Origin of the sequence: Phaeobacter sp. LSS9 (genome assembly GCF_003443595.1) — a bacterium.
Taxonomy (GTDB): domain Bacteria; phylum Pseudomonadota; class Alphaproteobacteria; order Rhodobacterales; family Rhodobacteraceae; genus Phaeobacter; species Phaeobacter piscinae.
In genome coordinates this window covers 846,422-872,419 of record NZ_CP031956.1, presented here as the reverse complement: position 1 = coordinate 872,419, position 25,998 = coordinate 846,422, and the positions used below count along the sequence as shown (strand labels likewise).

At 59.8% G+C, this 25,998-nt stretch carries 25 protein-coding genes and 1 tRNA gene; 17 read left to right on the top strand and 9 right to left on the bottom strand.

Translation table 11 applies throughout. The features are described 5' to 3' along the window. Positions 1 to 271: 271 nt before the first annotated feature. The 7 genes from D1820_RS04260 (at position 272) to D1820_RS04230 (ending at position 6,889) form a co-directional block, all read left to right on the top strand. Positions 272 to 934 (top strand): hypothetical protein, encoded by a 663-nt coding sequence (locus tag D1820_RS04260; protein ID WP_254683353.1) that lies wholly within the window; start codon positions 272 to 274, stop codon positions 932 to 934. Positions 935 to 1,483: 549 nt separating this feature from the next. After that, positions 1,484 to 2,620, top strand: coding sequence for an ABC transporter substrate-binding protein (locus D1820_RS04255; protein ID WP_118067986.1), 1,137 nt, complete (start codon positions 1,484 to 1,486; stop codon positions 2,618 to 2,620). Positions 2,621 to 2,719: 99 nt separating this feature from the next. Then, complete coding sequence (locus tag D1820_RS04250; RefSeq protein WP_118067985.1) at positions 2,720 to 3,640, top strand: branched-chain amino acid ABC transporter permease; 921 nt, start codon at positions 2,720 to 2,722, stop codon at positions 3,638 to 3,640. Continuing rightward, entirely contained in the window at positions 3,640 to 4,623 is a 984-nt protein-coding gene (locus D1820_RS04245) for a branched-chain amino acid ABC transporter permease (RefSeq protein WP_040178582.1), read from the top strand. The genes D1820_RS04250 and D1820_RS04245 overlap by 1 nt, the downstream gene beginning before the upstream one ends. After that, entirely contained in the window at positions 4,616 to 5,386 is a 771-nt protein-coding gene (locus D1820_RS04240; protein ID WP_118067984.1) for an ABC transporter ATP-binding protein, read from the top strand. The genes D1820_RS04245 and D1820_RS04240 overlap by 8 nt, the downstream gene beginning before the upstream one ends. Further along, positions 5,383 to 6,072, top strand: coding sequence for an ABC transporter ATP-binding protein (locus D1820_RS04235; protein ID WP_118067983.1), 690 nt, complete (start codon positions 5,383 to 5,385; stop codon positions 6,070 to 6,072). Before D1820_RS04240 ends, D1820_RS04235 begins: the two co-directional genes overlap by 4 nt. A 73-nt stretch (positions 6,073 to 6,145) precedes the next feature. Further along, positions 6,146 to 6,889 carry a glycosyltransferase family 2 protein gene (locus D1820_RS04230; RefSeq protein WP_118067982.1) on the top strand — a complete coding sequence of 248 codons (744 nt, stop codon included), beginning with the start codon at positions 6,146 to 6,148 and terminating at the stop codon, positions 6,887 to 6,889. Positions 6,890 to 6,950: 61 nt separating this feature from the next. On the opposite strand, the gene D1820_RS04225 is transcribed toward D1820_RS04230, so the two are convergent. Continuing rightward, positions 6,951 to 8,501, bottom strand: coding sequence for a trimethylamine methyltransferase family protein (locus D1820_RS04225; protein WP_040178574.1), 1,551 nt, complete (start codon positions 8,499 to 8,501; stop codon positions 6,951 to 6,953). Between the two features lie 473 nt (positions 8,502 to 8,974). Between D1820_RS04225 and D1820_RS04220 the strand changes: the two genes are divergently transcribed. The 5 genes from D1820_RS04220 (at position 8,975) to D1820_RS04200 (ending at position 14,817) form a co-directional block, all read left to right on the top strand. Continuing rightward, the gene (locus D1820_RS04220) at positions 8,975 to 9,571 is read left to right on the top strand and encodes an outer membrane protein (RefSeq protein WP_118067981.1); all 597 of its coding nucleotides are present in this window, start codon (positions 8,975 to 8,977) and stop codon (positions 9,569 to 9,571) included. 412 nt (positions 9,572 to 9,983) lie between these two features. Continuing rightward, complete coding sequence (locus D1820_RS04215; protein ID WP_014874751.1) at positions 9,984 to 10,568, top strand: outer membrane protein; 585 nt, start codon at positions 9,984 to 9,986, stop codon at positions 10,566 to 10,568. 305 nt (positions 10,569 to 10,873) lie between these two features. After that, positions 10,874 to 12,340 (top strand): cysteine--tRNA ligase, encoded by a 1,467-nt coding sequence (cysS, locus tag D1820_RS04210; RefSeq protein ID WP_118067980.1) that lies wholly within the window; start codon positions 10,874 to 10,876, stop codon positions 12,338 to 12,340. A gap of 66 nt (positions 12,341 to 12,406) precedes the next feature. Continuing rightward, positions 12,407 to 14,038 carry a citramalate synthase gene (gene cimA / locus D1820_RS04205; protein ID WP_118067979.1) on the top strand — a complete coding sequence of 544 codons (1,632 nt, stop codon included), beginning with the start codon at positions 12,407 to 12,409 and terminating at the stop codon, positions 14,036 to 14,038. Continuing rightward, positions 14,038 to 14,817, top strand: coding sequence for a squalene/phytoene synthase family protein (locus D1820_RS04200; RefSeq protein ID WP_118067978.1), 780 nt, complete (start codon positions 14,038 to 14,040; stop codon positions 14,815 to 14,817). Before cimA ends, D1820_RS04200 begins: the two co-directional genes overlap by 1 nt. A gap of 91 nt (positions 14,818 to 14,908) precedes the next feature. Here D1820_RS04200 and D1820_RS04195 read toward each other — a convergent pair whose 3' ends face one another. Continuing rightward, complete coding sequence (locus tag D1820_RS04195) at positions 14,909 to 16,135, bottom strand: MFS transporter (protein WP_118067977.1); 1,227 nt, start codon at positions 16,133 to 16,135, stop codon at positions 14,909 to 14,911. A gap of 92 nt (positions 16,136 to 16,227) precedes the next feature. Between D1820_RS04195 and D1820_RS04190 the strand changes: the two genes are divergently transcribed. Together D1820_RS04190 and D1820_RS04185 are read left to right on the top strand one after the other, a co-directional pair. After that, the gene (locus tag D1820_RS04190) at positions 16,228 to 16,896 is read left to right on the top strand and encodes a DNA-3-methyladenine glycosylase (protein ID WP_118067976.1); all 669 of its coding nucleotides are present in this window, start codon (positions 16,228 to 16,230) and stop codon (positions 16,894 to 16,896) included. Continuing rightward, on the top strand, positions 16,893 to 17,558 hold the full coding sequence (locus D1820_RS04185; RefSeq protein WP_118067975.1) for an alpha/beta hydrolase: 666 nt from the start codon (positions 16,893 to 16,895) through the stop codon (positions 17,556 to 17,558). Before D1820_RS04190 ends, D1820_RS04185 begins: the two co-directional genes overlap by 4 nt. 40 nt (positions 17,559 to 17,598) lie before the next feature. On the opposite strand, the gene D1820_RS04180 is transcribed toward D1820_RS04185, so the two are convergent. Beyond that, positions 17,599 to 18,297: a pseudouridine synthase gene (locus D1820_RS04180; protein WP_118067974.1), complete on the bottom strand. Its 699-nt coding sequence runs from the start codon at positions 18,295 to 18,297 to the stop codon at positions 17,599 to 17,601. A 601-nt stretch (positions 18,298 to 18,898) separates the two neighbouring features. On the opposite strand from D1820_RS04180, the gene D1820_RS04175 reads away from it, so the two are divergent. Then, entirely contained in the window at positions 18,899 to 19,465 is a 567-nt protein-coding gene (locus D1820_RS04175; RefSeq protein WP_040169205.1) for an HNH endonuclease, read from the top strand. A gap of 78 nt (positions 19,466 to 19,543) precedes the next feature. On the opposite strand, the gene D1820_RS04170 is transcribed toward D1820_RS04175, so the two are convergent. The 3 genes from D1820_RS04170 to rocF are packed head-to-tail and all read right to left on the bottom strand — an operon-like array spanning position 19,544 to position 22,439. Next, the gene (locus tag D1820_RS04170; RefSeq protein ID WP_096871346.1) at positions 19,544 to 20,590 is read right to left on the bottom strand and encodes an ornithine cyclodeaminase; all 1,047 of its coding nucleotides are present in this window, start codon (positions 20,588 to 20,590) and stop codon (positions 19,544 to 19,546) included. Continuing rightward, on the bottom strand, positions 20,587 to 21,516 hold the full coding sequence (gene ctlX / locus D1820_RS04165) for a citrulline utilization hydrolase CtlX (RefSeq protein WP_118067973.1): 930 nt from the start codon (positions 21,514 to 21,516) through the stop codon (positions 20,587 to 20,589). Before ctlX ends, D1820_RS04170 begins: the two co-directional genes overlap by 4 nt. Then, on the bottom strand, positions 21,513 to 22,439 hold the full coding sequence (gene rocF, locus D1820_RS04160) for an arginase (RefSeq protein ID WP_118070018.1): 927 nt from the start codon (positions 22,437 to 22,439) through the stop codon (positions 21,513 to 21,515). Before rocF ends, ctlX begins: the two co-directional genes overlap by 4 nt. A gap of 112 nt (positions 22,440 to 22,551) precedes the next feature. Between rocF and D1820_RS04155 the strand changes: the two genes are divergently transcribed. Continuing rightward, positions 22,552 to 22,977, top strand: coding sequence for an Lrp/AsnC family transcriptional regulator (locus tag D1820_RS04155; RefSeq protein WP_040169608.1), 426 nt, complete (start codon positions 22,552 to 22,554; stop codon positions 22,975 to 22,977). A gap of 34 nt (positions 22,978 to 23,011) precedes the next feature. Here D1820_RS04155 and D1820_RS04150 read toward each other — a convergent pair whose 3' ends face one another. Together D1820_RS04150 and D1820_RS04145 are read right to left on the bottom strand one after the other, a co-directional pair. After that, positions 23,012 to 23,482, bottom strand: coding sequence for a disulfide bond formation protein B (locus D1820_RS04150; RefSeq protein ID WP_118067972.1), 471 nt, complete (start codon positions 23,480 to 23,482; stop codon positions 23,012 to 23,014). Between the two features lie 2 nt (positions 23,483 to 23,484). Beyond that, entirely contained in the window at positions 23,485 to 24,063 is a 579-nt protein-coding gene (locus D1820_RS04145) for a YqaA family protein (RefSeq protein WP_040169199.1), read from the bottom strand. 177 nt (positions 24,064 to 24,240) lie between these two features. Here D1820_RS04145 and D1820_RS04140 point away from each other — a divergent pair. After that, a tRNA-Leu gene (locus D1820_RS04140) sits at positions 24,241 to 24,326 on the top strand. A 181-nt stretch (positions 24,327 to 24,507) separates the two neighbouring features. Here D1820_RS04140 and D1820_RS04135 read toward each other — a convergent pair. After that, positions 24,508 to 25,986, bottom strand: coding sequence for an HD-GYP domain-containing protein (locus D1820_RS04135; RefSeq protein WP_118070016.1), 1,479 nt, complete (start codon positions 25,984 to 25,986; stop codon positions 24,508 to 24,510). Between the last annotated feature and the right edge of the window lie 12 nt (positions 25,987 to 25,998).

Genomic DNA, 25,998 nt, shown 5'->3' with positions numbered 1-25,998 from the left:
AGCGTGCCTATCGTCTACCGTATTTTTTATCTATTAACGCCTTCAGCGCTACAAGGTCCATGACCAATTGTGCAAAAGGTCGAGTTGGGGAGCGAACTGACGTGACGTGTCCGGGGTGGGGTTAAGATGCGAAATTACAATCCAGGGTTGCATAAAGCTTGACTGAGATTGTTACTTCAACCTACGCTGTATCAATGATTTGTAAACTACTCCTAACTAGAAATTAAAACATACTCCAGTATATAGGTTGGGTGTAATGAACGTGGTGGCCATGACTGACAGTACTGAAACTGGAGAAGACCAGCGGCGGTTCATTGTGAACCTGATGGCCGAGAAGGGCGAAACCCCTTATGTGCGGTCCTGCGAAGTGGTCAGCCCCGCGTTCCGCAACAGAACATCCTTTGTGAATACGATGCCCCTTGATGAGGTGTTTTGCGATTCCATTGCGGAAGGATTGCAAGACTGCGTCAACATGCTGTCCGGCGAAACACAGGTCATCTCGCTGCCGTCCCTCATCCTTGAGGTGCCGGGACTGGTACTGGCAGGGGCACATGTCCTTACTACCGTTAACGAAGATGGCAGCCAGTCAATCATCATCCGCTTCCGGATCAGCCTTGGCGGCATTGGCTACGCGTTCCGCCCTGATGTGGGTTTCGGGGCCGGGCTTGAGGATCTGACCCGCGAGGTGAGCGCGCAGGTGCTGACAGATCTGGCATTGCCGCTGCTCAATGTGCTGTCCGCGACCGAAGCCGGCCTGGTCGATGCCGAAAGTGCCATCGGCTCTCTGAGCCAGCAACTCGCCGACCGGGTTCATGAAATCCGCTTTCAGATCGAACTTGTGAAACGCTATACTGATGGGCTTGAGCGTCAGCGCAACAGCACGCAGGGCGCGGATCCCGCGAAAGATCAGCCACGTCGGCTTAGGTCCTGCTAGAAGATATCGGCAATCATCAACGCAGGGTTGTATTTGTAGCGGGGGATGTCGATGGGCGTGTTGCCTTGTCGTGCTCTTTCGTGGGCGCATTCTGGTCCGCACTGATGTTTTCGCATATCGTAGTAATAGCGGTCCAAGGGCTGCGCGAGGGCTGCCTCATTCCCTTGCGATATGCGGCAGGGCCACTATTGGGCTTGCTCTCACGGCCCTAACCGGCTGGTGAAGCGGGCGCTCTCAATCAGAAAATCCCTAGATCGGCCGTGTCTGTGTTGGGATGATAAGTTTTAAGGTTAGATGTTTTAATCTTGAAATAAATCCCAACTTCAGCCTAGGCTTCCTTGAAGGGCTGATGAAACGGTCCTTGGACATTGCGCGACCTGTCTCCTGCGTATGTGCTCGGCCTCCGGCATGGGCACGTTCGCGTGGACTGACAAATCTGGAGAACGCCGCAAAATGCTGGCGCCGTGCAGTCCAATCAGAAAGAGTAAGCGGCGGGGAGTTGCCACAGAAGCGGCCCCCATTGCTCAGACAGATCAGGGAGATGGATCAATGACGACACTGAAGACCATGGCGCTGGCAACAGCCGTATCAACACTGGCTCTGGCCGCGGGCGCCGAGACCAAGATCGGTATGATCACAACACTCTCCGGTGGCGGTGCGGGCCTGGGCGTCGATGTGCGCGACGGTTTCATGCTGGCGATGGAGCAGGCGGGCCGCGACGATATCGAAGTGGTGATCGAAGACGATCAGCGTAAACCCGAAAGTGCCGTACAGATCGCCGACCAGATGATCCAATCAGAGAAGGTTGATATCATGACCGGCATCATCTGGTCGAACCTCGCTATGGCGGTGGTTCCGGCGGCCACGGCGCAAGGTGTATTCTACCTGTCGCCCAATGCCGGTCCGTCAGCGCTGGCCGGAAAGCGCTGCCATGAAAACTACTTCAACGTGGCCTGGCAGAACGACAATCTGCATGAGGCGGCGGGCGCCTATGCCAATGATGCGGGCCTGAAGAACAGCTATATCCTCGCCCCGAATTACCCGGCTGGGAAGGACGCATTGACCGGCTACAAACGGATGTATCAGGGCGATCTGGCCGGTGAGACATACACCAAATTGGGTCAGACCGATTACGCGGCCGAAATTGCGCAGATCCGCGCCTCCGGTGCCGACAGCGTCTATTTCTTCCTGCCGGGCGGCATGGGCATTTCCTTCCTCAAGCAATATGCAGACAGCGGTGTTGATCTGCCCGTGGTTGGCCCGGCCTTCAGCTTTGATCAGGGCATTCTTCAGGCGGTCGGTGGTGCTGCACTGGGGATCAAGAACACCTCGCAGTGGAACAAAGACCTCGACAATCCGGCCAACACAGCCTTTGTCACCGCCTTTGAGCAGAAATATGAACGCCTCCCTTCGCTCTATGCAAGCCAGGGCTACGACACCGCGAACCTGATCCTCAGCGCATTGGACAAGGCAAGTGTTGATGACAAGGAGGCCTTTCGCGCGGCGCTGAAGGCTGCGGAGTTCGACTCCGTTCGGGGCGAATTCAAATTCGGCGACAACCACCACCCGATCCAGAACATCTACGTCCGCGAAGTCATTCAGGAAGGGGATGTTTTCACCAACAAGATCATCGCAACCGGTTTGGAAAATCACGCTGACGCCTACGCGGCAGAGTGCAAGATGTAAGACAATCTGAGGCGTGCGGGTCGGTGAGAGATCCGGCTCGCATCCTCCCATTCCAATGGCTGCGGAGGCGTGATGCCTCTGCCTTGGTGGAACGAATTCATGTCCCTCATACTTATACTGGAGCAGATCCTGAACGGATTGCAGTTCGGGGTGATGCTCTTTCTCATGGCGGCCGGCCTGACCTTGGTCTTTGGTGTAATGGGGCTGATCAATCTGGCGCATGGTGCGCTATATATGGTCGGTGCCTTTGCCGCCGCGGTTGTTGCGGCTTGGACCGGCTCATTTGTTCTGGCCCTGATCGCCAGCCTGGCCGCCGCCGCTGCGGCTGGCGCGCTGGTCGAACTTCTGGTGATCCGGAAACTCTATGACCGGGATCATCTGGATCAGGTGCTGGCGACGTTTGCGCTGATCCTGATCTTTTCGGAAGGCACGCGCTGGGTCTTTGGATCCTTCCCTCTGTTTCTGGATGTGCCGAGTTATCTGTCGGGTCCGATCAGGCTGCCGGGGAGCATTGAATACCCGCTCTATCGTCTAACCATCATTGCCATTGGTCTCGTGGTCGCAGCCGGGTTGTTCTGGCTGATCGCGCGCACCCGTATCGGGATTCAGATCCGCGCCGGCGAAAGTGACCGGGAGATGATTGCGGCACTTGGTGTCGATATTTCAAAGCTTTACACGCTGGTCTTCGCCCTTGGCGCAGCGCTGGCCGGGCTGGCCGGTGCCTTGGTCGGAGCTATTCAATCGGTGCAGGTCGGCATGGGTGAGCCGGTGCTGATCCTGGCCTTCGTGGTGATTGTCATCGGTGGCATCGGCTCGATCAAGGGGGCGATGGTCGGGGCATTGTTGGTGGGGCTGACGGATACATTGGGCGGGGTGTTCCTGCCGCAGGTGTTTGCGCTGTTCATGGAGCCTGCCAGCGCAACATCCGTCGGGGCATCGCTGGCGTCGATGCTGATTTACATCCTGATGGCGCTGATCCTGCTGGTGCGCCCGTCCGGTCTCTATGGGGGGCAGCACTGATGAGCCGTGAAAACCTGTTGAACGCTGCGGTGATCCTGCTGCTGCTCGCGATCCCGCTGTGGGCGCATATGGCAGAAGAGCCGTTTCTGATCACCCTCGCCACAAAGGTCGCAATCCTTGCGCTGGCTGGGGTTGGTCTCAATATTGCGCTGGGGATTGGTGGGCTTGTGAGCCTTGGCCATGCTGCATTTTTCGGGATCGGCGGTTATGCGATGGGAATCCTGGCCGCCCACGCGCAGAATTACGAACCGCTGGCCGAATGGCCGATGCTGATCGAAGGCACCAACCAGATGCCGGTGATCTGGCTGGTGGCGGTTGTTGCCAGCGCGCTTGCGGCACTGGTGATCGGTGCGCTGTCGCTGCGCACCTCTGGTGTCTATTTCATCATGATCACCTTGGCCTTTGGTCAGATGCTCTACTACTTTGCCATCAGTTGGTCAGCCTATGGCGGTGAGGACGGGCTATCGATCTGGGTGCGCAATGAGTTTCCGGGTCTGAACACATTGGTTCCTTTGCAGTTTTTCCTGATCTGTTATGCCATCCTTTGTGCGGCGCTTTGGTTTGCCGCCAGGTTGGCGCGCGCGCCCTTTGGTCTGGCGCTTTCTGCTGCGCGTCAATGCGAGGCGCGGGTGGAGACGGTTGGCATCACCCCTTACCAGCTGCGTCTGACGGCCTTTGTCATTTCAGGCGCGATCACCGGTCTTGCCGGGGCGCTGTTTGCCGATCTGAACCGTTTTGTCAGCCCCACCATGCTCAGCTGGCATACCAGTGGTGAGATCATGATCTTTGTCATCATCGGTGGCGTGGGTCGGCTGTTTGGTCCGGTCATCGGCGCTGCGCTGTTCATCCTGCTGGAGCATCTTCTGGGTGGGATCAGCGATTACTGGCAGATCTACCTGGGCGGGCTGCTGCTGATCATCGTGCTCTACGCCCGTGGTGGCGTGATCGGTGCGATCAGCGGACGGGAGGTGGCCCATGACTGACCCAATGGGCGCAAAGCAGGTTCTTGAGATCAGGGATCTGAGCAAATCCTTCGGCGCATTGCAGGCTAGCAAGAATATCTCTCTGGATCTGCGCGCCGGTGAAATCCATGCTTTGATCGGTCCAAACGGTGCAGGAAAATCAACACTTATCAAACAGGTATCCGGAGAACTTCGTCCTGATAGCGGATCCGTCTCGCTGCTTGGTCGCCCGGTTGATGAGCTGAGCCGCGTTGCACGAGCCCGGATGGGGCTGGGGCGCACCTTTCAGATCTCCGCGCTCGCGATGGATTTCACCGTGTTGCAAAACGCGGTGCTTGGCGCGCTTGGTGCGCGGGGTGGCGTGTTTCGGTTCCTTGGCAATGTGATGCGAGACAAGGCACTGGTGGCGCAGGCGGAACAGGCGTTGGAGCGCGTGGGCCTGCTGAGCGATGCAAAGCGGCGGACCGCTGATCTGTCACATGGTCAACGGCGCCAGCTGGAGGTGGCGGTGGCGCTGACGCTGCAGCCGAAACTGTTCTTGATGGATGAGCCGATGGCAGGTCTTGGCGCGGGCGGATCGCAGGCGTTGACCGGATTTTTGAACACACTGCGCCACGAGGCGCCGATCCTTCTGGTGGAGCATGATATGGACGCGGTCTTTGCCCTGGCGGATCGGATCAGCGTGCTGGTTTATGGCGAGGTCATAGCCACCGGCACCACCGATGATATCCGCAACAACGCTGAGGTGCGACGCGCCTACTTGGGTGAAGAGGAGGCTGTATGATGTTGCTATCTCTTAAAAATGTTGCTGCGTCATATGGACCATCTCAGGCCTTGTTTGGTGTGGATCTCGACATCGGCGAAGGTGAAGTGGTGGCGCTGATGGGGCGCAACGGGATGGGTAAATCCACCACGATCAAGACCATCTGCGGCATGCTGCCAGCAAGTGAAGGCACGCTGCATTTCGCCGGAAATGACCTGCGCAAGCTGCCCTCACATAAAATCGCGCGCCTGGGCATCGGGCTGGTTCCTGAGGGCCGCCGGTGTTTTGCCCCACTCACGGTCGAAGAAAATCTGAGAGCTGCTGCACGGCCCGGCCCCTGGGATTTTGCCATGGTGGCAGATCTCTTTCCCCGCTTGGCGGAGCGGCGCGATCAAACGGCGTCGTCTCTGTCCGGAGGCGAGCAACAGATGCTCGCCATTGGCCGCGCGCTGATGATCAACCCGCGGCTGCTGATCCTGGATGAGGCCACAGAAGGGTTGGCGCCAGTGGTGCGGCAGGAGATCTGGGCGGCGATTGCACGGCTGAAACGCGACAGTGGCCTGTCGATCCTGGTGGTGGACAAAACGCTGCGGGAACTGGCTGCCGTGGCGGATCGCGCGGTGATTGTGAACAAGGGCACAACGGTTTGGACAGGTGCGATGGGCGCGCTGACGCCCGAGCTGAAGGATCGCTATCTGGGCGTTTAGGCAGGTCCGCGGCTTGGACTTGCGCTGTGACTTTGTTAGGCAGGGCAAAACAGCCCCGGCCAAGGAACCCGCCATGCCTGCAATCACCCTCTGCATTCCTGCCTATGCCATGGGCGGGGATGGTGCGCGTTACCTGGCGGATTCCTTTGACCATCTCTGCCACCAGAGTTTTAGCGATTTCGATATCGTTGTATCAGATCAATCCGATGACATGGCGGTTGCTGAGGTCTGCCGGGACTATGCCGATCGGCTGACCATCACCCATCTGTGGAACCGCGAGGGGTTACGACAGGCATCGGCCAATGTGAATAACGCAATGGCCCATGCAACTGGCGAGATTATCAAGGTTCTGTTTCAGGATGATTTGATCATAGATGCCAACGGGTTGGCGCATATACATGATGCAATGGGGCAGGGGGCGGACTGGTGCCTCTGCGGCTCTGGTGTCACGCGGGACGGCAGCAGTGTGACCCGTCCGATGCGTCCCCGCCTGACGGATCGGTTGCATTTTGGCAAGAACACGGTGTCCAGCCCCTCGGTTCTCGCCATGCGCCGGACTTCGGCCATGGAGTTCGACGAAGCCTTGATCTGGCTGATGGATGTGGACCTCTATAAACGTCTGTGGGATGCCTACGGAGATCCCGTGGTGGTGCCAGACACAGTGATCGCCAACCGCATGCACGAAGGCCAGGTCAGCGCCTCTGTCAGCAAGGCATTGCGGCAGAAAGAGCTACGATACATGAGCAAGAAATTCGCCAGGACCACAAGCTTTCGTGGCTGGCTGGAATATTTGCGGCAACGGCTGAAGGCGATCTAACATCGGCGACAAAGGTCACCCATGGGCAGTCCGTGACGATGCCCATAGGTATTTCAATGACTTATCTTGGCAAGTGAATGTTGAACCGCTCCCGCAGCGCCTGATCCAGAACCGGGTCGAATTGTGCCTGCGAGGCCTGGCTCAGGATTTGTTCCTTGCGGGCCACCGCCTTTTCTATGAGGTCGGGTTTGTCCAGCTCTGCCCATTCCTTGGGCGAAGTGCGATCCCCGAATGTCGGGTAGACAAAATCCTGCTGCATCCGGCTGAGCGTCGCGTCCGTACCCAGATAATGGCCAGTCCCGCTAAGGCAGACTTCAGCGATCTGATCAATGGCGACGGTATCCTCGCTCACCTCAATCCCGCGCACGCAGCGCATGGCCTGACCAAGCATATCGTCGCTCAGGATCAGGGACTCAAGGCAGAACCCAAGCAGTGAGGCATGCATTCCGGCTGCTTCATACACCATGTTGCACCCCGACAGCCCCGCCATCACGTTGGAGCACATCTGCTCCCATCCGGCCTGCATGTCGGGCAGTTTGCTGTCAGAGGCGCCAGCGGCGGCCCCGCCCGGCAGGTCATAATAATGATGCATCTGCGCGCAGCCCGCCGTGAGCAGGGCCTGTTCGCCAGATCCGATCGACATCGCCCCGGTTCGCAGATCAAGCCCAAACGGCCAGGTGCCAAAAATCGCGGGCGCGCCGGGTTTGACGGCGTTGACGTAAACCAGACCGGCTAGGCATTCGGCCACCGCCTGCACAATCGCGCCGGCAATTGTTGACGGGGCGGTTGCGCCAGCCATGCCAGCGGACAACAGGAGAACCGGCATGCCGCCCTTGATGCACAGCTCCATCACCTCGCAGCTTTCGGTGGCGAACTTCATCGGGGGCACAACGAAGCAGTTGGAATTGGACATAAACGGGCGCTCGCGCCATTTGTCCTCACCGCCCGCAATCATATGCAGCATCTCCAGAGCCGGCGGTACATGGCTCGGCTCGGTAAAGGATGTTCCGATATGTTTCAGCGTGCCAGAGCAGCTTGCGTAGACCGTATTCAGGTCCATTTCCATATTGTCGAGGATATCGCGGCACACCATGGGCCGTTGCAGGAAATGGACATTGTCCAGCTGGTCGGTGATCCGGGCCGCGTCGTGCAGATCCTGCACAGTTGAATCGCGGTATGTCCGACCATGAACATCAACCACATGGACCGCAGCGCCGGCGGTGCCATAATGTACCCGGCTACCGGAGAGTTCGAGATCGTTTTTGCCATCCCGGCTGAACAGGGTGACTGATCTGTTCGCCTTGGCAATCGTGTCCTCGACCAGGGCGCGGGGGAAGCGGATGCGTCCGTCGTCCCCTTCGATACAGCCCGCAGCTTTCAGATAGGCGACCCCGCTCGGGGGCGCGTCGGCAAGGCCGATCTGCTCCAGAGCATCCAGCGCGGCTTGGTGAATGCGTGCGACACCGGCGTCGCTGAGCGGGCGATAGAGCCCGCCCTCCAACCCGGCCCGGATGGGGCGCAGATGGTCGGCGAGGGGGGCTGCACGGGCAGCACGGCGGGCAGCGCGGCCACCGCTGCGGGCCGCACGAGGGGAGTTCGATTGATCTGTCATAAGCTCTCTCAGGGTCTGAAATGAAATCTGAATGCTTCAGACCCGCCGCGGTCGTCCCCGCGCCGCCCGGCCACGGGACGCGCCGATGGTGCGGCCGATCAGGTTGATGACCCACCGTTCCCCTGACTGTTTCCCTGGCTGGCTGGCTGCCATGTCGCTGCTCCGTTGTGCTCTGGACATCGTTGCACACAGGGCGACCGATTCTATCTCATTTGCGACTTTTGTGAAATTTGCGACCAATATTTCACTACCAAGACGCGCAGGTTGCGGCGTAAACGTTCGATGATGATCAGTAAAAATATATATATTTTAAACTCTTACCGAGAGAAATTCGTCTTTATTTGCACCCTTTGCTGAGGCACCCTGAGCACACCGTAATGCTGAACCCGATATTAAACATTTGCAGAGATACTGGTCGGAGATGGGCAATCACGCGCGCCTGAATGGCGCGCCGTCAGAAAAGGGCAGTGCCGATGACACCGGCCTTCATTCGCAGCACAGACCGTGATCTCTTGATGCATCGCAGGCAGCGGCGCCGGGGGATTTGGGCAAACGGGTGCGGATCAGCCCGGCGGGCGGCCATTGCGGGGTTTGCTGCGGCGGTCTTTGCAGCCGCGCCGGGTTTTGCGGGTGATTGGAGCGGCTTCTTCCTCGGCGCCTCCATGGCGCGGGCGCAGGCAGCACCATCAGAGCGCGGCTCGGTGAGCGCGTCGGGGCTTCATCTTGGCTATGATCATGACTTTGGTCGCGTGGTGCTGGGCGGGGAGGTTGAGGTCGATCGCAGCGGGCGTCTCCGCTCTGACCTGACTGAGGAGCAGACCCGGCGGATCAAACTACGCGCCGGATATGACATGGGGGAGACGCTGGGATATGTCACCATCGGCTCCGCGCGCAATGAAACCGCCACAGATAGCGACAATGGCGCGGTCTATGGCCTGGGGCTCAGCTACTCGCTCAACCGTGCTCTGCGGGTCAGCGGGGAATACCTGCACCAGAACACAAGCGATGGCGCGGCCGTTCAGGCGCCGTCCCGGGATATCCTGTCGATCCGCGCCTCCTTTCAGTTCTGACAGCAGCCTTCTCACCATCCACCAATAGAATTGGCTGCCGGGATTGGCCTTCTGGGGCTATGTGCAAATCCGTGCATCCTTGCGCAGCGCCTCAACCTCGGCCGGGCGATCCGCGCAATATGCCGATTCCGAGCAGGATACGGGGCCCGGATCCGGAATCCAGATAAGCGGCGGTTGGCCGGTCGGGCTAGATGCTGGCGCGAACCTGCCAATCGGCGATGAGCTGCCTGAACTCAATCGGCAGGAACCTGCCTCAGACGCTCATTTTGGGCCAAATAATGCGCAGAAATTCGGAAAAATATGCTGGGGTCTGGAACAAAACGGCTGTCGATCTTCTTTAGGAGGGGCAGACGCGAGAGTAGCGCGTCGACGCAGAAGACACATGTCGAAAGACAGACAAGGAGAAGTCGAGATGACTCGTATCGTATCCATGGCCGCTATCGCCGCCGCCCTGAGCACCCCAGCCTTTGCCGGCAACCTGGAAGAGCCGGTCGTAGCCCCGGCTCCTGCCGCTCCGCCAGTTGTGGTGGCCAATGACGGCGGTGACTGGACCGGTGCCTATATCGGTGGCCAAATCGGGCAGCTGGACGCAGATACCAGCAATGGCCTGTCAGGGGATGATGTCTCTTACGGTGTGCACGCTGGCTACAACTATGATTTTGGCCGCTTCGTGCTGGGTGGTGAGATTGACTACGACGCCACCGATGTTGATCTCGGCGGTGGTGCCGCCACTGTGGACTCGGTGATGCGCGGCAAGGTGAAGGCCGGGTATGACTTTGGCCCCGTGCTGGCCTATGTGACCGGCGGTGTGGCGCAGGTTGATACCTCTGTTGGTGATGAAACCGGTGAATTCTACGGTATCGGCGTGGCCTACCGCGTGACGGATCAATGGACTGTCGGTGGCGAAGTGCTGGAGCATGACTTCGACAATCTGGGCAGCTCCGGCATCAGCGCTGATGCGACCACCGTGTCGCTGCGGGCGTCCTACCAGTTCTGATTTGACCCACCGGGGTTAAAGGCGGCGCGTCCATTTCGGTGGGCGCGCCATTTTGCGTTGGCGTGAGGCTTCGGTCTGAATTGCAGGCTTGGCGACGCGATGCGCGCGTGTTATGAAAACTCCATGAACCGGATTTGCAACATTATTACTTGCTGCATTACCTGCTGAAATAATCAGCGGGCTGGTTTCTGTCGTTCCCTTCTTTTGAACAAGTTGCTAAGCCCGCGCTGCGCGCCGCGTATCTGCGGCACCCGTTGGGAGAGTGGCCAGAGGCGCATGCGCTGCGGTCAGACGAAGGATTTGTGATGACGACGATCAAGCTGCACAACACCCGCACCCGAGGCAAAGAGGTGCTGAACCCGCTCAATCCCGACGATGTGCGTCTCTATCTCTGCGGGCCGACGGTTTATGACCGCGCCCATCTTGGCAATGCGCGTCCTGTGGTGGTGTTTGATGTGCTCTATCGCCTCTTGCGCCAGGTCTACGGCACCAATCACGTCACCTATGCGCGTAATTTCACTGATGTGGATGACAAGATCAACGCAACCGCGCTGGCCCGGAAGGAAGCGGGCGCGCCGGGCACGTTGGAAGAGCTGGTACAGGAGCGGACCGAAGAAACCATCAGCTGGTATCTGGCTGATATGGCTGAGCTGGGCGCGCTGGAACCGGTTCACATGCCGCGCGCAACCGCCTATATTCCGCAGATGATCGCGATGATCGAAGACTTGATTGCCAAGGGCCATGCCTATGCTGACGGCGCGGGGCATGTGCTGTTCTCGGTCAAGAGCTACAAGGACTACGGCGCGCTATCCGGCCGGTCGGTGGATGACATGATTGCCGGGGCGCGGGTCGAAGTGGCGGATAACAAACGCGATCCAATGGATTTCGTGCTGTGGAAGCCCTCCACCGATGAGTTGCCGGGCTGGGACAGCCCCTGGGGCCGGGGTCGTCCGGGGTGGCATATCGAATGCTCCGCCATGAGCCATGAGCTGTTTGGTGATAGCTTCGACATTCACGGCGGCGGCAATGACCTGATGTTCCCGCATCACGAGAATGAAATTGCGCAAAGCTGCTGTGCCCATCCGGAAGGCGATTTTGCAAAAATCTGGCTGCACAATGAGATGCTGCAAGTCGAAGGCAAGAAGATGTCCAAGTCTCTGGGCAACTTTTTCACCGTGCGCGACCTCTTGGATCAGGGCTATCCGGGGGAGGTCATTCGCTTTGTGTTCCTGCAAACGCATTACCGCAAACCGATGGATTGGACCGACAAAAAGGCGGAGGAAGCAAGGCAAACACTAGCGAAGTTCTATTCTGTATTGATGGTGCCGGGTGAGTACGCGAAACCGGGATCTCGTGGTGTATATCTCAATACGGATGTCTATCAGCCTGATGAAAAGATAGTTGAGGCAATCGCAGACGATCTCAATACGTCCAAGGCAATTTCAAGACTGCATAAGCTATACAAAGAAGAGCGTTACCAGCTTCTAATTGGTTCGATGGTATTCCTTGGCCTGTTGAATGAAGAGACCGACATTGACCACCTTTCAAGACCAGAAGGTTCTTCCTATTCGGCTTGGACGGGCAACCTAGGACAATATGTGTCGATCTTAGAAGATGCTCGTAAGTCTGCGATGGAAAAGAAAGATTTTTCTGAAGTAGATCGCATTAAGGCCCTTCTTATCGATGCCGGCATCGAAGTTCGCATGTCAAAAGCTGGCGTTGAGCTGGTGCCGGGCCCGTCGTTTGATGCCAGCAAATTGGACGCGATCTAGCACCACAACACATCGCGGCCCTCTGAGGGGAGGGCCACCCTCATTTGCCAAGCCATAAGGCCAGCCATGACCAAAGAACGTCTTTATCTCTATGACACCACGCTGCGCGATGGGCAGCAGACCCAGGGTGTGCAGTTCTCGACCACCGAGAAGGTGCAGATTGCCACGGCGCTGGACGGGCTGGGGGTAGACTATATCGAAGGGGGCTGGCCCGGCGCCAATCCGACTGACAGCGGGTTCTTTGATGCGGCCCCGCAGACGCGCGCAACCATGACCGCTTTTGGCATGACCAAACGGGCCGGACGGTCGGCGGAAAACGACGATGTTCTCGCGGCGGTCATGAATGCAAACACCGGGGCGGTCTGTCTGGTGGGCAAAAGCCATGACTATCACGTGACCCATGCGCTGGGGATCACGCTTGAGGAGAACCTCGATAATATCCGCGCCTCCATCGCGCATCTTGTGGCGCAGGGGCGCGAGGCGCTGTTTGACGCCGAACATTTCTTTGACGGTTACAAGGATAACCCGGACTACGCGCTGGCGGCATGCGGTGCCGCGCTTGAGGCGGGCGCGCGCTGGGTGGTGCTGTGCGATACCAATGGTGGCACCTTGCCGGGTGACGTCGGGCGGATCGTGGCGGAGGTGATTGCGGCGGGGCTGCCGGGGGATCATTTGGGCATTCACACCCATAACGACACCGAAAACGCGGTGGCCTGTTCGCTGGCCGCGGTGGATGCAGGTGCGCGGCAGATCCAGGGAACGCTGAACGGGCTGGGGGAGCGCTGCGGCAATGCCAATCTGACCACGCTGATCCCGACGTTGCTGTTGAAACAGCCCTATGCGGACCAGTTTGACATCGGTATCAGTCGAGAGGGGTTGAGCACGCTGACAGCACTCAGCCGGATGCTGGATGAGATCCTGAACCGGGTACCGACGAAACAGGCCGCTTATGTTGGAGCCTCCGCCTTTGCCCATAAGGCCGGGCTGCATGCCAGCGCGATCCTGAAGGATCCGAGCACCTACGAGCATATTGACCCGGCATTGGTGGGCAATGCGCGTATCATTCCGATGTCCAATCAGGCCGGGCAGTCCAATCTGCGCCGCCGCCTGTCGGAGGCCGGTCTGCGCGTGGAGAAGGGCGATCCGGCACTGGCGCGTATTCTGGAACGGATCAAGACCCGTGAGGCCGAGGGCTATTCCTATGACACCGCGCAGGCCTCGTTCGAGATCCTGGCCCGTGAGGAGCTGGGGCAGCTTCCAAGCTTCTTTGAGGTGAAGCGCTACAAGGTCACGGTGGAGCGGCGCAAGAACAAGTATGACCGGATGGTCTCCCTCTCTGAGGCGGTTGTGGTCGTCAAGGTGGATGGCCAAAAGCTGCTGTCGGTGAGTGAATCGCTGGACGAGACCGGTAGCGACCGGGGGCCGGTGAACGCGCTGGCTAAGGCGCTGACGAAGGATCTGGGCCAGTACTCCAAGGCGCTGGATGATATGCGGTTGGTCGATTTCAAGGTGCGCATCACCCAAGGCGGGACCGAGGCTGTGACCCGCGTCATTATCGACAGCGAAGATGGCAAGGGCCGACGCTGGTCCACCGTTGGCGTCAGCGCCAACATAATCGATGCGTCGTTTGAGGCGCTGCTGGATGCGATCCGCTGGAAACTGTTGCGCGATACCGATGCGGCGGGTGGTGCGGTCTGATGATCCCGTTTGATGATGATCTGACCGCCTGCGCCGATCTGGTGCAGAAAGGCGATCCTGACCGTTTTGCCACGGTGATGGCGGTGCCGGTCGAGGCACGTGCGCCGCTGTTTGCGATCTATGCGTTTAATCTGGAATTGGCACGCGCGCCTTGGGCCTCGACCGAGGCGATGATTGCGGAGATGCGTGTCCAGTGGTGGCGTGATGTCGGGGAGGAAATCGCCGCAGGCGGCTCGGTGCGTCGGCATTTTGTGACAACACCGCTGGCCAAGGTCCTGACGCCAGAGCTGGCGGGGCATATTGATGCCATGGCAGAGGCGCGCCGCTGGGATATCTACCGTGACCCGTTTGAAGATGAGGCGGCGCTGGCCGATCACATCGATAAGACGACCGGGTCGCTCATGTGGATGGCCGCCGCAACACTGGGCGCATCGGACGAGGCGCTGGTGCGCCGGTTCGCTTATGGGGTCGGGGTTGCCAATTGGCTGCGTGCGATTCCCAAATTGGTTGCAGAGAAGCGTATTCCCCTGCTGGACGGCACGCCGTCAGGCATAAGTGCGCTGGCAAAAACCGGGCTGGAGGCGCTTAAGGAGGCGCGCGGGCAACGCGCCAAACTCACCAAATCCGCGCTGCCGGCGCTGCTTCCCGGCTGGCAGGCCGCTGCGATCCTGCGGCAGGCCGTGGCAGAACCGCAGCGCGTGGCCGAGGGCACATTGGGCACCAGCGAGTTTCGCCGCCGCGCCAGCCTGATCTACCGGGTGTCAACCGGACGCTGGTAATGGGCTCAGGCCTCCAGATGAAAAAGACGCCTGCGGTTTTCCGTCAGGCGTCTTTTTTTGTCGGTTTATCATCGCGCGCCAGAGTGTGCGCTCAGGCCTTGCGCAGAGCCCGCGGCTTCAGCATCAGCCACAGCAAAGCTCCGCCTGCCAGCACCAGGAAAGGTGCCATGGCCATGTTCACAGCGGTCCAGCCTTCGACCGCACTGCCGCCGGAACAGTTCATCAGACCACCAGAGGCGAGCGAGGCAAAGGTCACGCCGCCAAACACCAAAAGGTCGTTCAACCCCTGCATCCGGCCGCGCTCATAGCTCTCATGCGCGCCCGCCAACATGGTGGTTGCACCGATGAAGCCAAAGTTCCAGCCAATGCCCAGCAGAACCAGCGCGACAAAGAAATTCTCCAGATCAACGCCTTGCAGCGCGACAGCCCCGGCTGCAGCAAGGATCACAAGGCCAGCGCCGACAATCTTTTCCACGCCAAACCGCGCGATCAGATGACCGGTAAAGAAGGACGGCACATACATTGCCAGCACGTGGGCGGTCACCACATCGGCGGCGCTGCCTTCGCTAAAGCCACAGCCAACAACCGCCAGCGGGGTTGAGGTCATCACCAGGTTCATCAGCGCGTAGGACACCATGGCGCAGATCACCGCCACGGCGATGGTGGGCGTGCGCAGCAGCTCCAGACGGCTGCGTCCCTTGGGGGCGTCTTCGCTGGGGACAGGAGGTTTGGGGATTTTGAGGAACAAGAACAGGATTGCGCCCAGGACGTTCACTGCAACCACGGCCATATAAGTGCCGAGGAAGGGGATCACAAAGGCCTGGCTGGTCGCCTTGACGATTTGCGGGCCAATGATGGCCGAGAGCAACCCGCCCGCCATCACATAAGAAATCGCCTTGGGCCGAAACGCATCGGACGCCGTGTCCGTTGCGGCAAAGCGGTAGAAGCCCTGCGCGCTCATATAGATACCGGTGAGGAAGCTGCCCAGCAGGAAGATGGGAAAAGAGCCAAGGTAAAGCCCATATGCTCCAATGACACCGCCAAATGTGCCGCCAGCGGCGCCCACAAAGAAGCCCGCCTTGCGCCCGTACCGCTGCATGATCGCGGAGATCGGCGTGGCCGCCAGCATGGAACCTGCGACGATCAGCGAAATCGGCAGCGTCGCGAAACAGGCATTGCTGGCAAGCGATTGACCTGCGAGACCACCAATGGTGAAAATCATCGGCATCTGCGCACCCAGAAAGGCCTGCGCAAGCACGAGAATGACAACATTGCGTTTGGCGATGCGGTCGTCGGGGAGGGGGAGGCTGTCAGTCATGACAGATGCGTATCCCTGAATATCCGACAGGGCAAGATTGATGCTGCATCAGTGCGCTATGCGCGCGAAAAAGACGCAAGGAGAGGCCACATATGACAGGATCGAAAAATCCGGATGCGGTGGGGGTGGCCAACGTCGGGCGGATCATCACCAGTGACGCCTGCGTGCGCGAAGGCGCCGCGTGGCTGGCCGATCAGGATCCACGGTTTGCCGCCGCAATCGACCTCTGCGGACCGTTGCCCTTGCGCCGCAAACCCGAGGGATTTGGCGAACTGCTGAGCGCGATTGTCAGCCAGCAGGTCAGCGTGGCTTCGGCCAATGCGATCTGGGGGCGGATGGTTGAGGCCGGGCTGGATACAGCACCGCAGGTAGCAGCGGCCAGCGAGGAGGATCTGCGGGCCGTCGGTCTCAGCCGTCAGAAAATTCGTTATGCCCATGCGCTGGCCGCGGCCGCCATTGATTTTGACGCCCTGCGCCAGCTCCCGGATGCGGAGGTGATTGCGACCCTGACGCAAGTGTCGGGCATTGGCACCTGGACGGCGGAAATCTACGCGATGTTCTCGCTTGGGCGGGCGGATGTCTTTGCCCATGGCGATCTGGCGCTGCAAGAAGGGGCACGGATCCTGCTGGATCTGCCGGAGCGGCCGAAACCCGCCGCGATGCGCCGCATCGCTGAGGACTGGTCGCCGTGGCGGTCGGTTGCGGCGCGCGTGCTCTGGGCCTATTACCGGGTGGCAAAGGACAGGGAAGGGATCCGATGACACGAGTTTTGAAAGCCGAGCGCAAGGCGCCCTTGTCGGGGCAGACCCGATCCGTGGTGGTGTTCCTGCATGGCTATGGGGCCAATGGGGCCGATCTGCTGGGGCTGGCTGACCCCTTGGCCGAACATCTGCCCGACACCTTGTTTGTGGCACCGGATGCCCCGGAAAGCTGTGCAGGCGCGCCTTTTGGCTTCCAGTGGTTTCCGATCCCCTGGATCGACGGCTCCTCGGAAGAGGAATCCATGCGCGGGATGATGGCCTCCATCGAGGATCTGAACGCCTTTCTGGATGCGCTGATGGTGGATGAGGACGTGCTGCCCGAGCAGGTGGTGCTCTTTGGATTCTCGCAAGGCACAATGATGAGCCTGCATGTGGCCCCCCGCCGCGAGGATGCGGTGGCGGGGATCGTCGCTTTCTCTGGTCGCCTGCTGTCGCCGGAAACGCTGAAGGATGAAGTTATCTCAAAAATGCCGGTGCTGCTGGTGCATGGCGACGCTGACGATGTGGTGCCGCCACAATCGCTGCCCGAAGCTGCCGAGGCGCTGGGAGAGGCCGGGTTCCAGGATGTCTTTGCCCATATCATGAAGGGCACAGGCCACGGCATTGCCCCCGATGGGTTGAGCGTGGCGCTGGCCTTCATGCGGGACAAGCTGAGCCTCTGAGCGCTGAAAGCCGTAGTTGAAGCGCAAAGCCGCGTAAGGATCAGCCCTTGCGCGGCTTTCTTGGTTTTCGCGGCTTTGCTCTCGCGTTCGGTTCCGGGCGACCGGGCGTTGACGCGGCAGCCTTGCGCCGGGCGATGGCCTGTCGATTTGGCGCGGGTTTTGGTTTCGGCGGTCCGGGAATAGACGGCACCTCCAGATCCTCCCAACTGCCGGGGGACAAGCCATCAAGCGTCCAGATCCCAATCGCAGCCCGGATCAGGCGCAATGTCGGGTGACCCACAGCAGCCGTCATCCGCCGCACCTGACGGTTACGGCCCTCGCGGATGGTCAGCGCGATCCAGCTATCAGGGACGGACTTGCGCACACGGATAGGCGGGTTGCGTGCCCAGATCCCGTCGGGTTCCTCCATCAATGCTGCTTTCGCCGGGCGGGTCAGCCCGTCCTTGAGCTCCACGCCGTCGGCCAGCGCCTGAATAGCCGCAGCATCCGGCGTGCCCTCAACCTGCACCCAATAGGTTTTTGGCATTTTATGCTGAGGGTCCGAGATCCACGCCTGCAAGCGCCCGTGATCGGTCAGCAGCATCAGCCCCTCGCTGTCACGATCCAGCCGCCCCGCAGGGTAAACTCCCGGCAGATCAATCCAGTCGCTCAGCGTTGCGCGCGGACTGCTTTCGCTGCCACGGTCGGTGAACTGCGGCAAGACGTCATAGGGTTTGTTGAAGCGGATCAATCTGGTCATCAGCCTGCAATAGGCAGCACTCCGCTGAGTGGCAAGGGGCGCGCGCGCCTCCGGCTAGGTTTGTCCCGACACGCATCAGCGTCTGGTCGTCATGTGGCTGTCACGGAAACATCCTAGTGGTTGATCTGAGAGCTGGTCCCTGACCTTGTCATAATCATTGATAATGGGGGCTTGCCAGTTGCAGGACACGATATATAGTTAATTCAAAGCAGGGGCGGGTTCCCCGCTCTGGTGTCGAAACGCAGGCAGACAGGGCGGTAGAGCCGTTGCAGAACATGCAGATCCAACAGCAACAGATTTCAGCAGATAGTGGGTATCGCCGTGCAGCCGTTGCCCATGGTCAGCCTGCGATCAGCGGCAGCAAGGGAATGCGCCCGCTGATTGGTCTGCGAATACCTGTCTGGCCGCATCGAAGCCCTCTGTCGGTTCGCCCGCAGACTGCTGATATTCATATGACTGATCCAAAGACAAGCGCGTGCACTCCACGCGCTTTTGTTTTGTCTGAAACCACTGCTGTGTCGGCCCGTACGCGGGGGCAGGGCGGTGGTCAGTGGCCGGGACCTTGGCGCAGGTCCGGGCCATTGAAACGAGGAGGTGCAGTATGACCGTCGCCGTTGGTAATCTCAGAACTTTGATTCTGAACGCAGATATGCAGCCGCTCAGCTGGGCGCCGCTGTCTGTCTGCAATTGGCAGGATGCGTTTGTTGCCGTCCATCAGGAACGGGTCATACAGGTCAAGACCTATGATGATGTCGCGGTGCATTCGGCCTCGGACACCTTCGAAGTGCCTGCTGTTGTTGCGCTCAAACGCTATCGCAAGCGCAAGAAGGTGGCCTTCACCCGGTACAATGTGTTTTTGCGTGATGAGTTCTGCTGCCAGTATTGCGGCAAGCGGTTTGCCGCCAAGGATCTGACATTTGACCATGTGATCCCCCGCAGCAAAGGTGGTGCATCCTCCTGGACCAATATCGTCGCCTGTTGCAGTGCTGATAATCTGCGTAAGGGCAATCTGAAACCACAGCAGGTGGGGTTGAAACTCCGTCGTCAACCCTTCGCCCCAAGCCCACATGAACTGGACGCGATTGCCCGGCGCCTGCCACGCCCCAAACCGGAACTGCACCAGACTTGGATGGATTTCCTTTATTGGGACAGTGAATTGGACAGCTGATCGCACCCTGAAAGAGCTATGAAAAAGGCCCCGATCAGCAGCGCTGTCGGGGCCTTTTGGTATCTACCTTCGGGGGGATCAGCCCTTGGCGCGTTGCACCATGCCAAAGAGATCGCGCGGATCGTCAGGGTCGGCCAACATATCCAGTTCGAGGAAGAAATCGGTGTCCTTGATCCGGTCGCGGATGTAACGCAGGGCCGAGAAATCCTCGATCGCGAAACCGACGCTGTCGAATAGGGTGATCTGCTTGTCATCGCGGCGACCGGGTTTCTGCCCCAGGATCACCTGCCACAGCTCGGTAACCTCAAAATCCTCAGGCATCTGCTGGATTTCCCCCTCAACCCGAGTCTGGGGCGGGAATTCCACAAATACGTCAGAGCGGGACAGGATGCCCGGCGCAAGCTCCGTCTTGCCTGGGCAGTCACCGCCGATGGCGTTGATGTGAACACCGCTGCCGACCATGTTGTCGGTCAGGATCGTGGCATATTGCTTGTCTGCGGTGCAGGTGGTCAGGATCTGCGCGCCCTCAATCGCCTCTTCCGGCGTTTTGCAGGCCACAACCTCCAGCCCACTGTTTTTCAGGTTTGCCGCGCATTTCGCGGTAGCGGCCGGATCAACATCATAAAGACGCACGGATTTCAGCCCGCAGATCGCCTGCATTGCGAGCGACTGGAACTCCGACTGGGCGCCGTTACCGATCATGGCCATGGTCGTCGCGCCCTTGGGCGCAAGGTGTTTTGCCACCATGGCGGAGGTCGCTGCCGTGCGCAGCGCGGTCAGAATGGTCATCTCTGTCAGCAGTACGGGATAGCCAGTATAAACATCCGCAAGCAGGCCAAAAGCGGTGACAGTTTGCAGCCCCTCAGAGGTGTTCTTCGGATGGCCGTTCACGTATTTGAAGCCATAAGCCTCGCCATCGGAGGTGGGCATCAGTTCGATCACACCGACGTCGGAATGGCTGGCCACGCGCGGTGTCTTGTCAAACAGCTCCCAGCGTTTGAAATCCTCTTCGATATAGGCGGCGAGATCCTTCATCACCGTGTCGATCCCGACATGATGAATGAGGCGCATCATATTGTCGACGCTAACAAAAGGCACAAGCGCCTTGTCCGAGGGTTGGGTCATGACTGGGTCCTTTCACGGGGGCTGAGGTGGATGGCTGCCAGCATGCAGCGCACCGACCCGCCAGCGGTTTCGATAGTGGGAATGGAGAGCGGCAGCAGGGTCGCGCTGCGCTCAATTACAGCGATTTGGTCGGCGCGCAGCACATCGACGGCACGCGACGACAGCGCCAGCAAGCGGTTGTGCCCGGTCAGCTCCAGCGCGTTGCCGGCAAATCCGGCAATCTGCTCGGGCGTAAGATCAATCACCCGGCGTCCGGTTTCCTCCAGCCGCGCGGCAACTTCGGCCCGGCGCGTTGGATCGGTGATCATATCAAGACAGATCAGCGCATAGTCCGTGCCAATTCCCATCAGCACGTTGGTGTGATAGACATCGCGTCCCTGCGCATCCCGTGCTTCAAATACCATAGGTTCAAAGTTGAAATGGGTGCAGAAACGTTCCAGCAGCACCGGATCGGCACGGTTGGATTTCACGGTGTAGGCAATGCGCCCGATATGATCGAGCACCATGGCACCGGTACCTTCCAGCGCCAGCCCGTCCTGTTCCAACCCGGAATAGTCGATCACATCCTGAACGCGGTAATCCCGCTTTAGCAGTTCAATCACATCCCAGCGGCGTTCCTTGCGCCGGTTGGCCGCATACATGGGGTAGACCGCAACATGGCCGCCGGCATGGGTCGAGAACCAGTTGTTCGGAAACACGCTGTCTGGGGTTTCCGTGCCAGTGTCGTCAAACACATGGACGCTCACACCCGCACCGCGCAGCGCTGTAACCGCTCCGTCGAATTCGGCCAGCGCCTGCGCAGAGGTCACATCCGCCGTGTCATCCGCAAGGGTTTGAAACGCATTGTCGTCGCGCGTCTCCGGGTTGGAGCAAAAGTGGTGCGGACGGATCATCACCACCGCACCGGGGGCTTGAAGCTGGCTCATTGATAGCTCCGTGTCGGGCGGTCAAAGACACGACGCCCAAGGGCCGAGGCGCAGAGATCCACCATCAGATGGGCCGTGCGGCCGCGCTCATCCAGAAACGGGTTCAGCTCTACCAGATCCAAAGAGGTCATCAGCCCGGAATCATGCAGCATTTCGCACACCAGATGCCCTTCGCGCACTGTGGCGCCGCCGGGCACGGTGGTGCCGACCGCAGGGGCCACAGACGGGTCCAGAAAATCAACATCCAGCGAAACATGCAGCATTCCGTTGGCGTCCTTGACCCGCTGAAGGAAGGCAGAAAGCGGACCGGCAATGCCATTTTCGTCGATATCACGCATGTCGTGACGGTGAATATCGCTGGCCTCAAGCGCGAGGCGTTCCGGGGTATCAACCGAGCGCAGGCCGATCATGCAGACATTCTCCTGCGGGACCGGGTTGGCCACCTCAGGAAAGCCTGCAAAATCCGGACGCCCGGTGAAATAGCCCACTGGTGTGCCGTGCAGGTTACCGCTGTCGGAGGTTGCCGGGGTGTGAAAATCGGTATGCGCATCGAGCCACAGCACAAATTGCGGGCGGCCTTCTTTGGCGGCGTGGTTGGCCACGCCAACAACCGAGCCCAGGGACAGTGAATGGTCGCCACCAAGAAAGATCGGCAGCCCCTCTGTCATCGCTTCTTCGGCGGCGCGGATCAGGCGATTGGTCCAGCCGATGGTTTCATTGCGGGCAAAGACCAGACCGTCGTTGGTATCGCGTTCATGGGTCGCAGGCCGCAGATTGCCCTGATCGACCACCTTGTGACCCAGACTTTCGATTGCGCGCCCCAGACCGGCGGTGCGATAGGCATCCGGCCCCATCAGGCATCCGGCGCGCCGCTTGCCGCTGTCCACGGGGGCGCCGATCAGAATACAGGTCTTGGATGTCACGCGCATATCTCCTCTGCGAACTGTGGTTACCCTTAGAAACCTCCGATTTGAGGTGGATTCCAGCGATCAAATCGCCCATATAGTAGGGCAAATCATCAAGACGGAGGTCAAATTGGACAAAACGGATGAGCGCCTGATTGCTGCGCTACGTCATAATGCACGCGCCTCCCTGTCGGATCTGGCGTTGCAGCTGAACCTGTCGCGGACCACCGTCCGGGCCCGGATTGAACGCTTGCAGAGCAAGGGGGATATCCTTGGGTTTTCAGTTGTTCTGAAGGAAGATGTGCTGCGCGATCCGGTCCGTGGCCTGATGATGATCGGCATCGAGGGACGCGGTACCAGCCGCATCACGCGGCAGCTTCAGGGCCTGCCGGAAGTGCGGGCGATCCACACCACGAACGGGCGCTGGGATCTGATTGTGGAACTGGGCACCGAAACGCTGGAGACGCTGGATGCCGCTCTTGCCAAAATCCGCACATTCGAAGGGGTGGTGAGCAGCGAAACCAACCTCCTTCTTGCCACGAAAAAGGACAGCTGAGCCGAGCGGTGACACGCCCGGCCCGATGGAGGCGTCAGATCCGGTTCTTGCGCATGTGATTGGCCGCAGCAATCCAGAGCACGGCCAGAAACAGCGATGCAATCGCATTCCAGCTGGCCATTGAGAGGCTGAACCACTCCCAGGGAACGTCGTCGCAGCGCACCAGCGGTGCAGACATGATCTGCTGCATCAGATCTTCGGAGCTGAGGTTGCCAATCGGGCCGGAGGTGCAGGAATTCGGGCCTTCCCACCAGCCACGCTCAACCCCGGTGTGATAAGCGCCGATCCCCGCCGTGGTCAGCGCAGCAAGCGCACCGAGATAGGGCAGCATCACCATTGGGACCATCAGCGCCAACATGCCGATCGCCACAGCTGCGCCATGCGGATACCGTTGCCAGATGCACAGCTTACACGGTGCCATCTCACCAAGATACTGAAATCCGAAGGCCCCAAGCAGCAGCGCAGCTGAGCCGGCGGTGGCAATAAGGATGAGAAATCGGCTCATGTTTACAAGACCTTCAGTGCGAAAAATCCGCCAAACAACAACACGACAAACACCGTAAAGACAAGCCCCAGACGCCGCTCGATAAAGTTGCGGATGGGCGCGCCGAATTGCCACAAAAGCCCCGCAACCACGAAAAACCGCAGCGCACGGGCCAGAATGGAGGTCGCAACGAAGGTTGCAAGCGGCATGCCGGTCCAGCCTGACATTATCGTGATGACCTTGTAGGGGAAGGGGGTGATGCCTGCGATCAGCACCGCCCAGAACCCAAAGTCGTTGAACCGCGTGTTGAAGTCCGCCATCGCGTCGGCTTTGCCCATGGCTGCGAGCACCGGCTGGCCGATACTGTCGTAGAAAAACGCGCCAATGGCGTAGCCTAGCAGGCCACCGGCGACTGAAGCGACCAGCGCGACCAACGCAATCAGCCAAGCCCGCGATGGGCGTGCGAGGATCATCGGGATCATCAGAACATCGGGCGGGATCGGAAAAACCGAGCTTTCGACAAAGGCGACGCCAGCCAGCCACCACAGGGCCTTGGGGTGATCGGCCAGAGCCATGGTTCGGTCATATAGCGCGCGCAACATCCTCGGGGCTCTCCTTGGCAATCCGATGAGAGCGGTGCCACGTGGGAGCGGGCGGGTCAACCGCCATGGCCCCCGGGGGGCCCAAACCCCGCTCAGACCACGGGTGCATTTTTCACCCCTTTGAAGGCGATTTGCCTATGGACCTCCGCGACCGCCTTGGGTAGGAACAAGCCAGAGGCCCAAGTGGCGGAATGGTAGACGCAGGGGATTCAAAATCCCCCGCCTTTGCGGGCGTGCCGGTTCGAGTCCGGCCTTGGGTACCAAGGGTTTCAAGGGGCTGTGCGACGATATCGCGCGGCCCCTTATTATTTTGACAGCCGCGTGCGAGCACCCTAGCTGCGCAACGGCCCCCGCCGCCAATCAACTTCGGCAGCTTGCGACAGCATGAGTGTCGGCGGCGGCGCCGGGGAGCGCTTTTCCTGCAATCGCGCCGTCGCGTATGGGTCAGTAGCTGGGCGAGAAAGGGCGCGCCTCGCGGGCGGGCCATGGGCTGGCTGCGATGGCGTCTTTCAGGGCTTGGTAGATTTTCGGGTCGATGGTCGTGCCTTGCATGTCGTCCATGGCCGCAAATGCCTTCTCCAGCGGCAAGGCCGAGCGATAGGGGCGATCCGCCGTCATCGCGTCAAAAATGTCGGCGACAGTGAGGATGCGCATTTCGACGGTCAGATCCGCCGCCCCGAGGCCGTGAGGATAGCCGGTTCCGTCCAGCCGTTCGTGATGCGCCGCCACCACGTCCGCGACATCTTCGAAAACTGATATCCGGCGCAATATGTCGTGGCCCAGAACCGGGTGCAGTTTTACCCGCTCCATGTCCTGATCACTCAGACGGCCGGGTTTGTCCAGGATCGCGTTGGAGACGCCCAGCTTGCCCAGATCATGCAGAAGCCCGGCACGGACCATCCAGCGCCGATGCGGCAGGTCAAAGCCGAGCGCCTCGCAAATCATATCCGTGTAATGCGCGACCCGTTCGGAGTGGCCATATGTGTAAGGGCTTTTGGCGTCGATCACCTTTGAAAATGCGTACGAAATCTCATCCAGATAGTCATCGTCAACCGGCATGCTCACCTGTGCTGCGCGATCTGCGAACACGCTGGCCTCCAGCCTGTTGCTGGTCAGTGTGTCATAGAATCCCGGCGCGCGGATCACGCGGGTAAAGACCGGCACCAACTCTGGATCGAACCAGCTGCCTGCACGGGTTTCCAGTTCATCTGCCGCGGCGCCGGAACCGAGTTGCAGCGTGAATACATCGGTGACCTGCGCCATCAGCGCGATACGGGAGAACAGCGGAATTTCCTCCCGGCTGATCCCGGCTGGATGTCCGCCGCCATCCCAATGTTCGTCCAACGCCGCAATTCCATCGGCTACCTGTTCCGAGAAGCGCATGAGCCGGGCGATTTCTGCGCCCCTGTCACAACGGGTCTGGATCAGTTCGGTCGCGAGGCTGCCGCTGCGACCAATCACGCCGGTGACGGTTTTCAGCCGCTTCAGACGGCTGTCCCCCTGACCGGTGTGGCGCAGTACGAAATCCAGCTTTTGCCGCGTTGTGCCGTCGACAAATTTGAAGTTGCGCTTAAAAGTGAGGTCATCGGTGCGGTAGAGCGCGCAGATCCGGGCCGCGTTGGAGCTGCATCCCAGATCCTTGAGCAGAAGTGTGAAATATAGATCGGCGCGATCCTGCTGCGACAGATGCAGATAATCTGCCACCTGCATGCCAATCCAGCAGCAGCGGACGCAATGCCCCTCTGGCTGCCCTTCGGTGAGATCCAGCGCATGGCTGAGTGCGCCCAGCAGCTCGCCCAGCTGGATGGTCTGACCACCAACCCGTGAATAGGTCACATCATGCAGCACGCCCGTGGAGGCGGCCGCAAAACCGGGGCCCGGATCCGGTCCGGGCAGCGAATAGGGGGTCGGAGTGGCCACCATGGCGCGCATCCT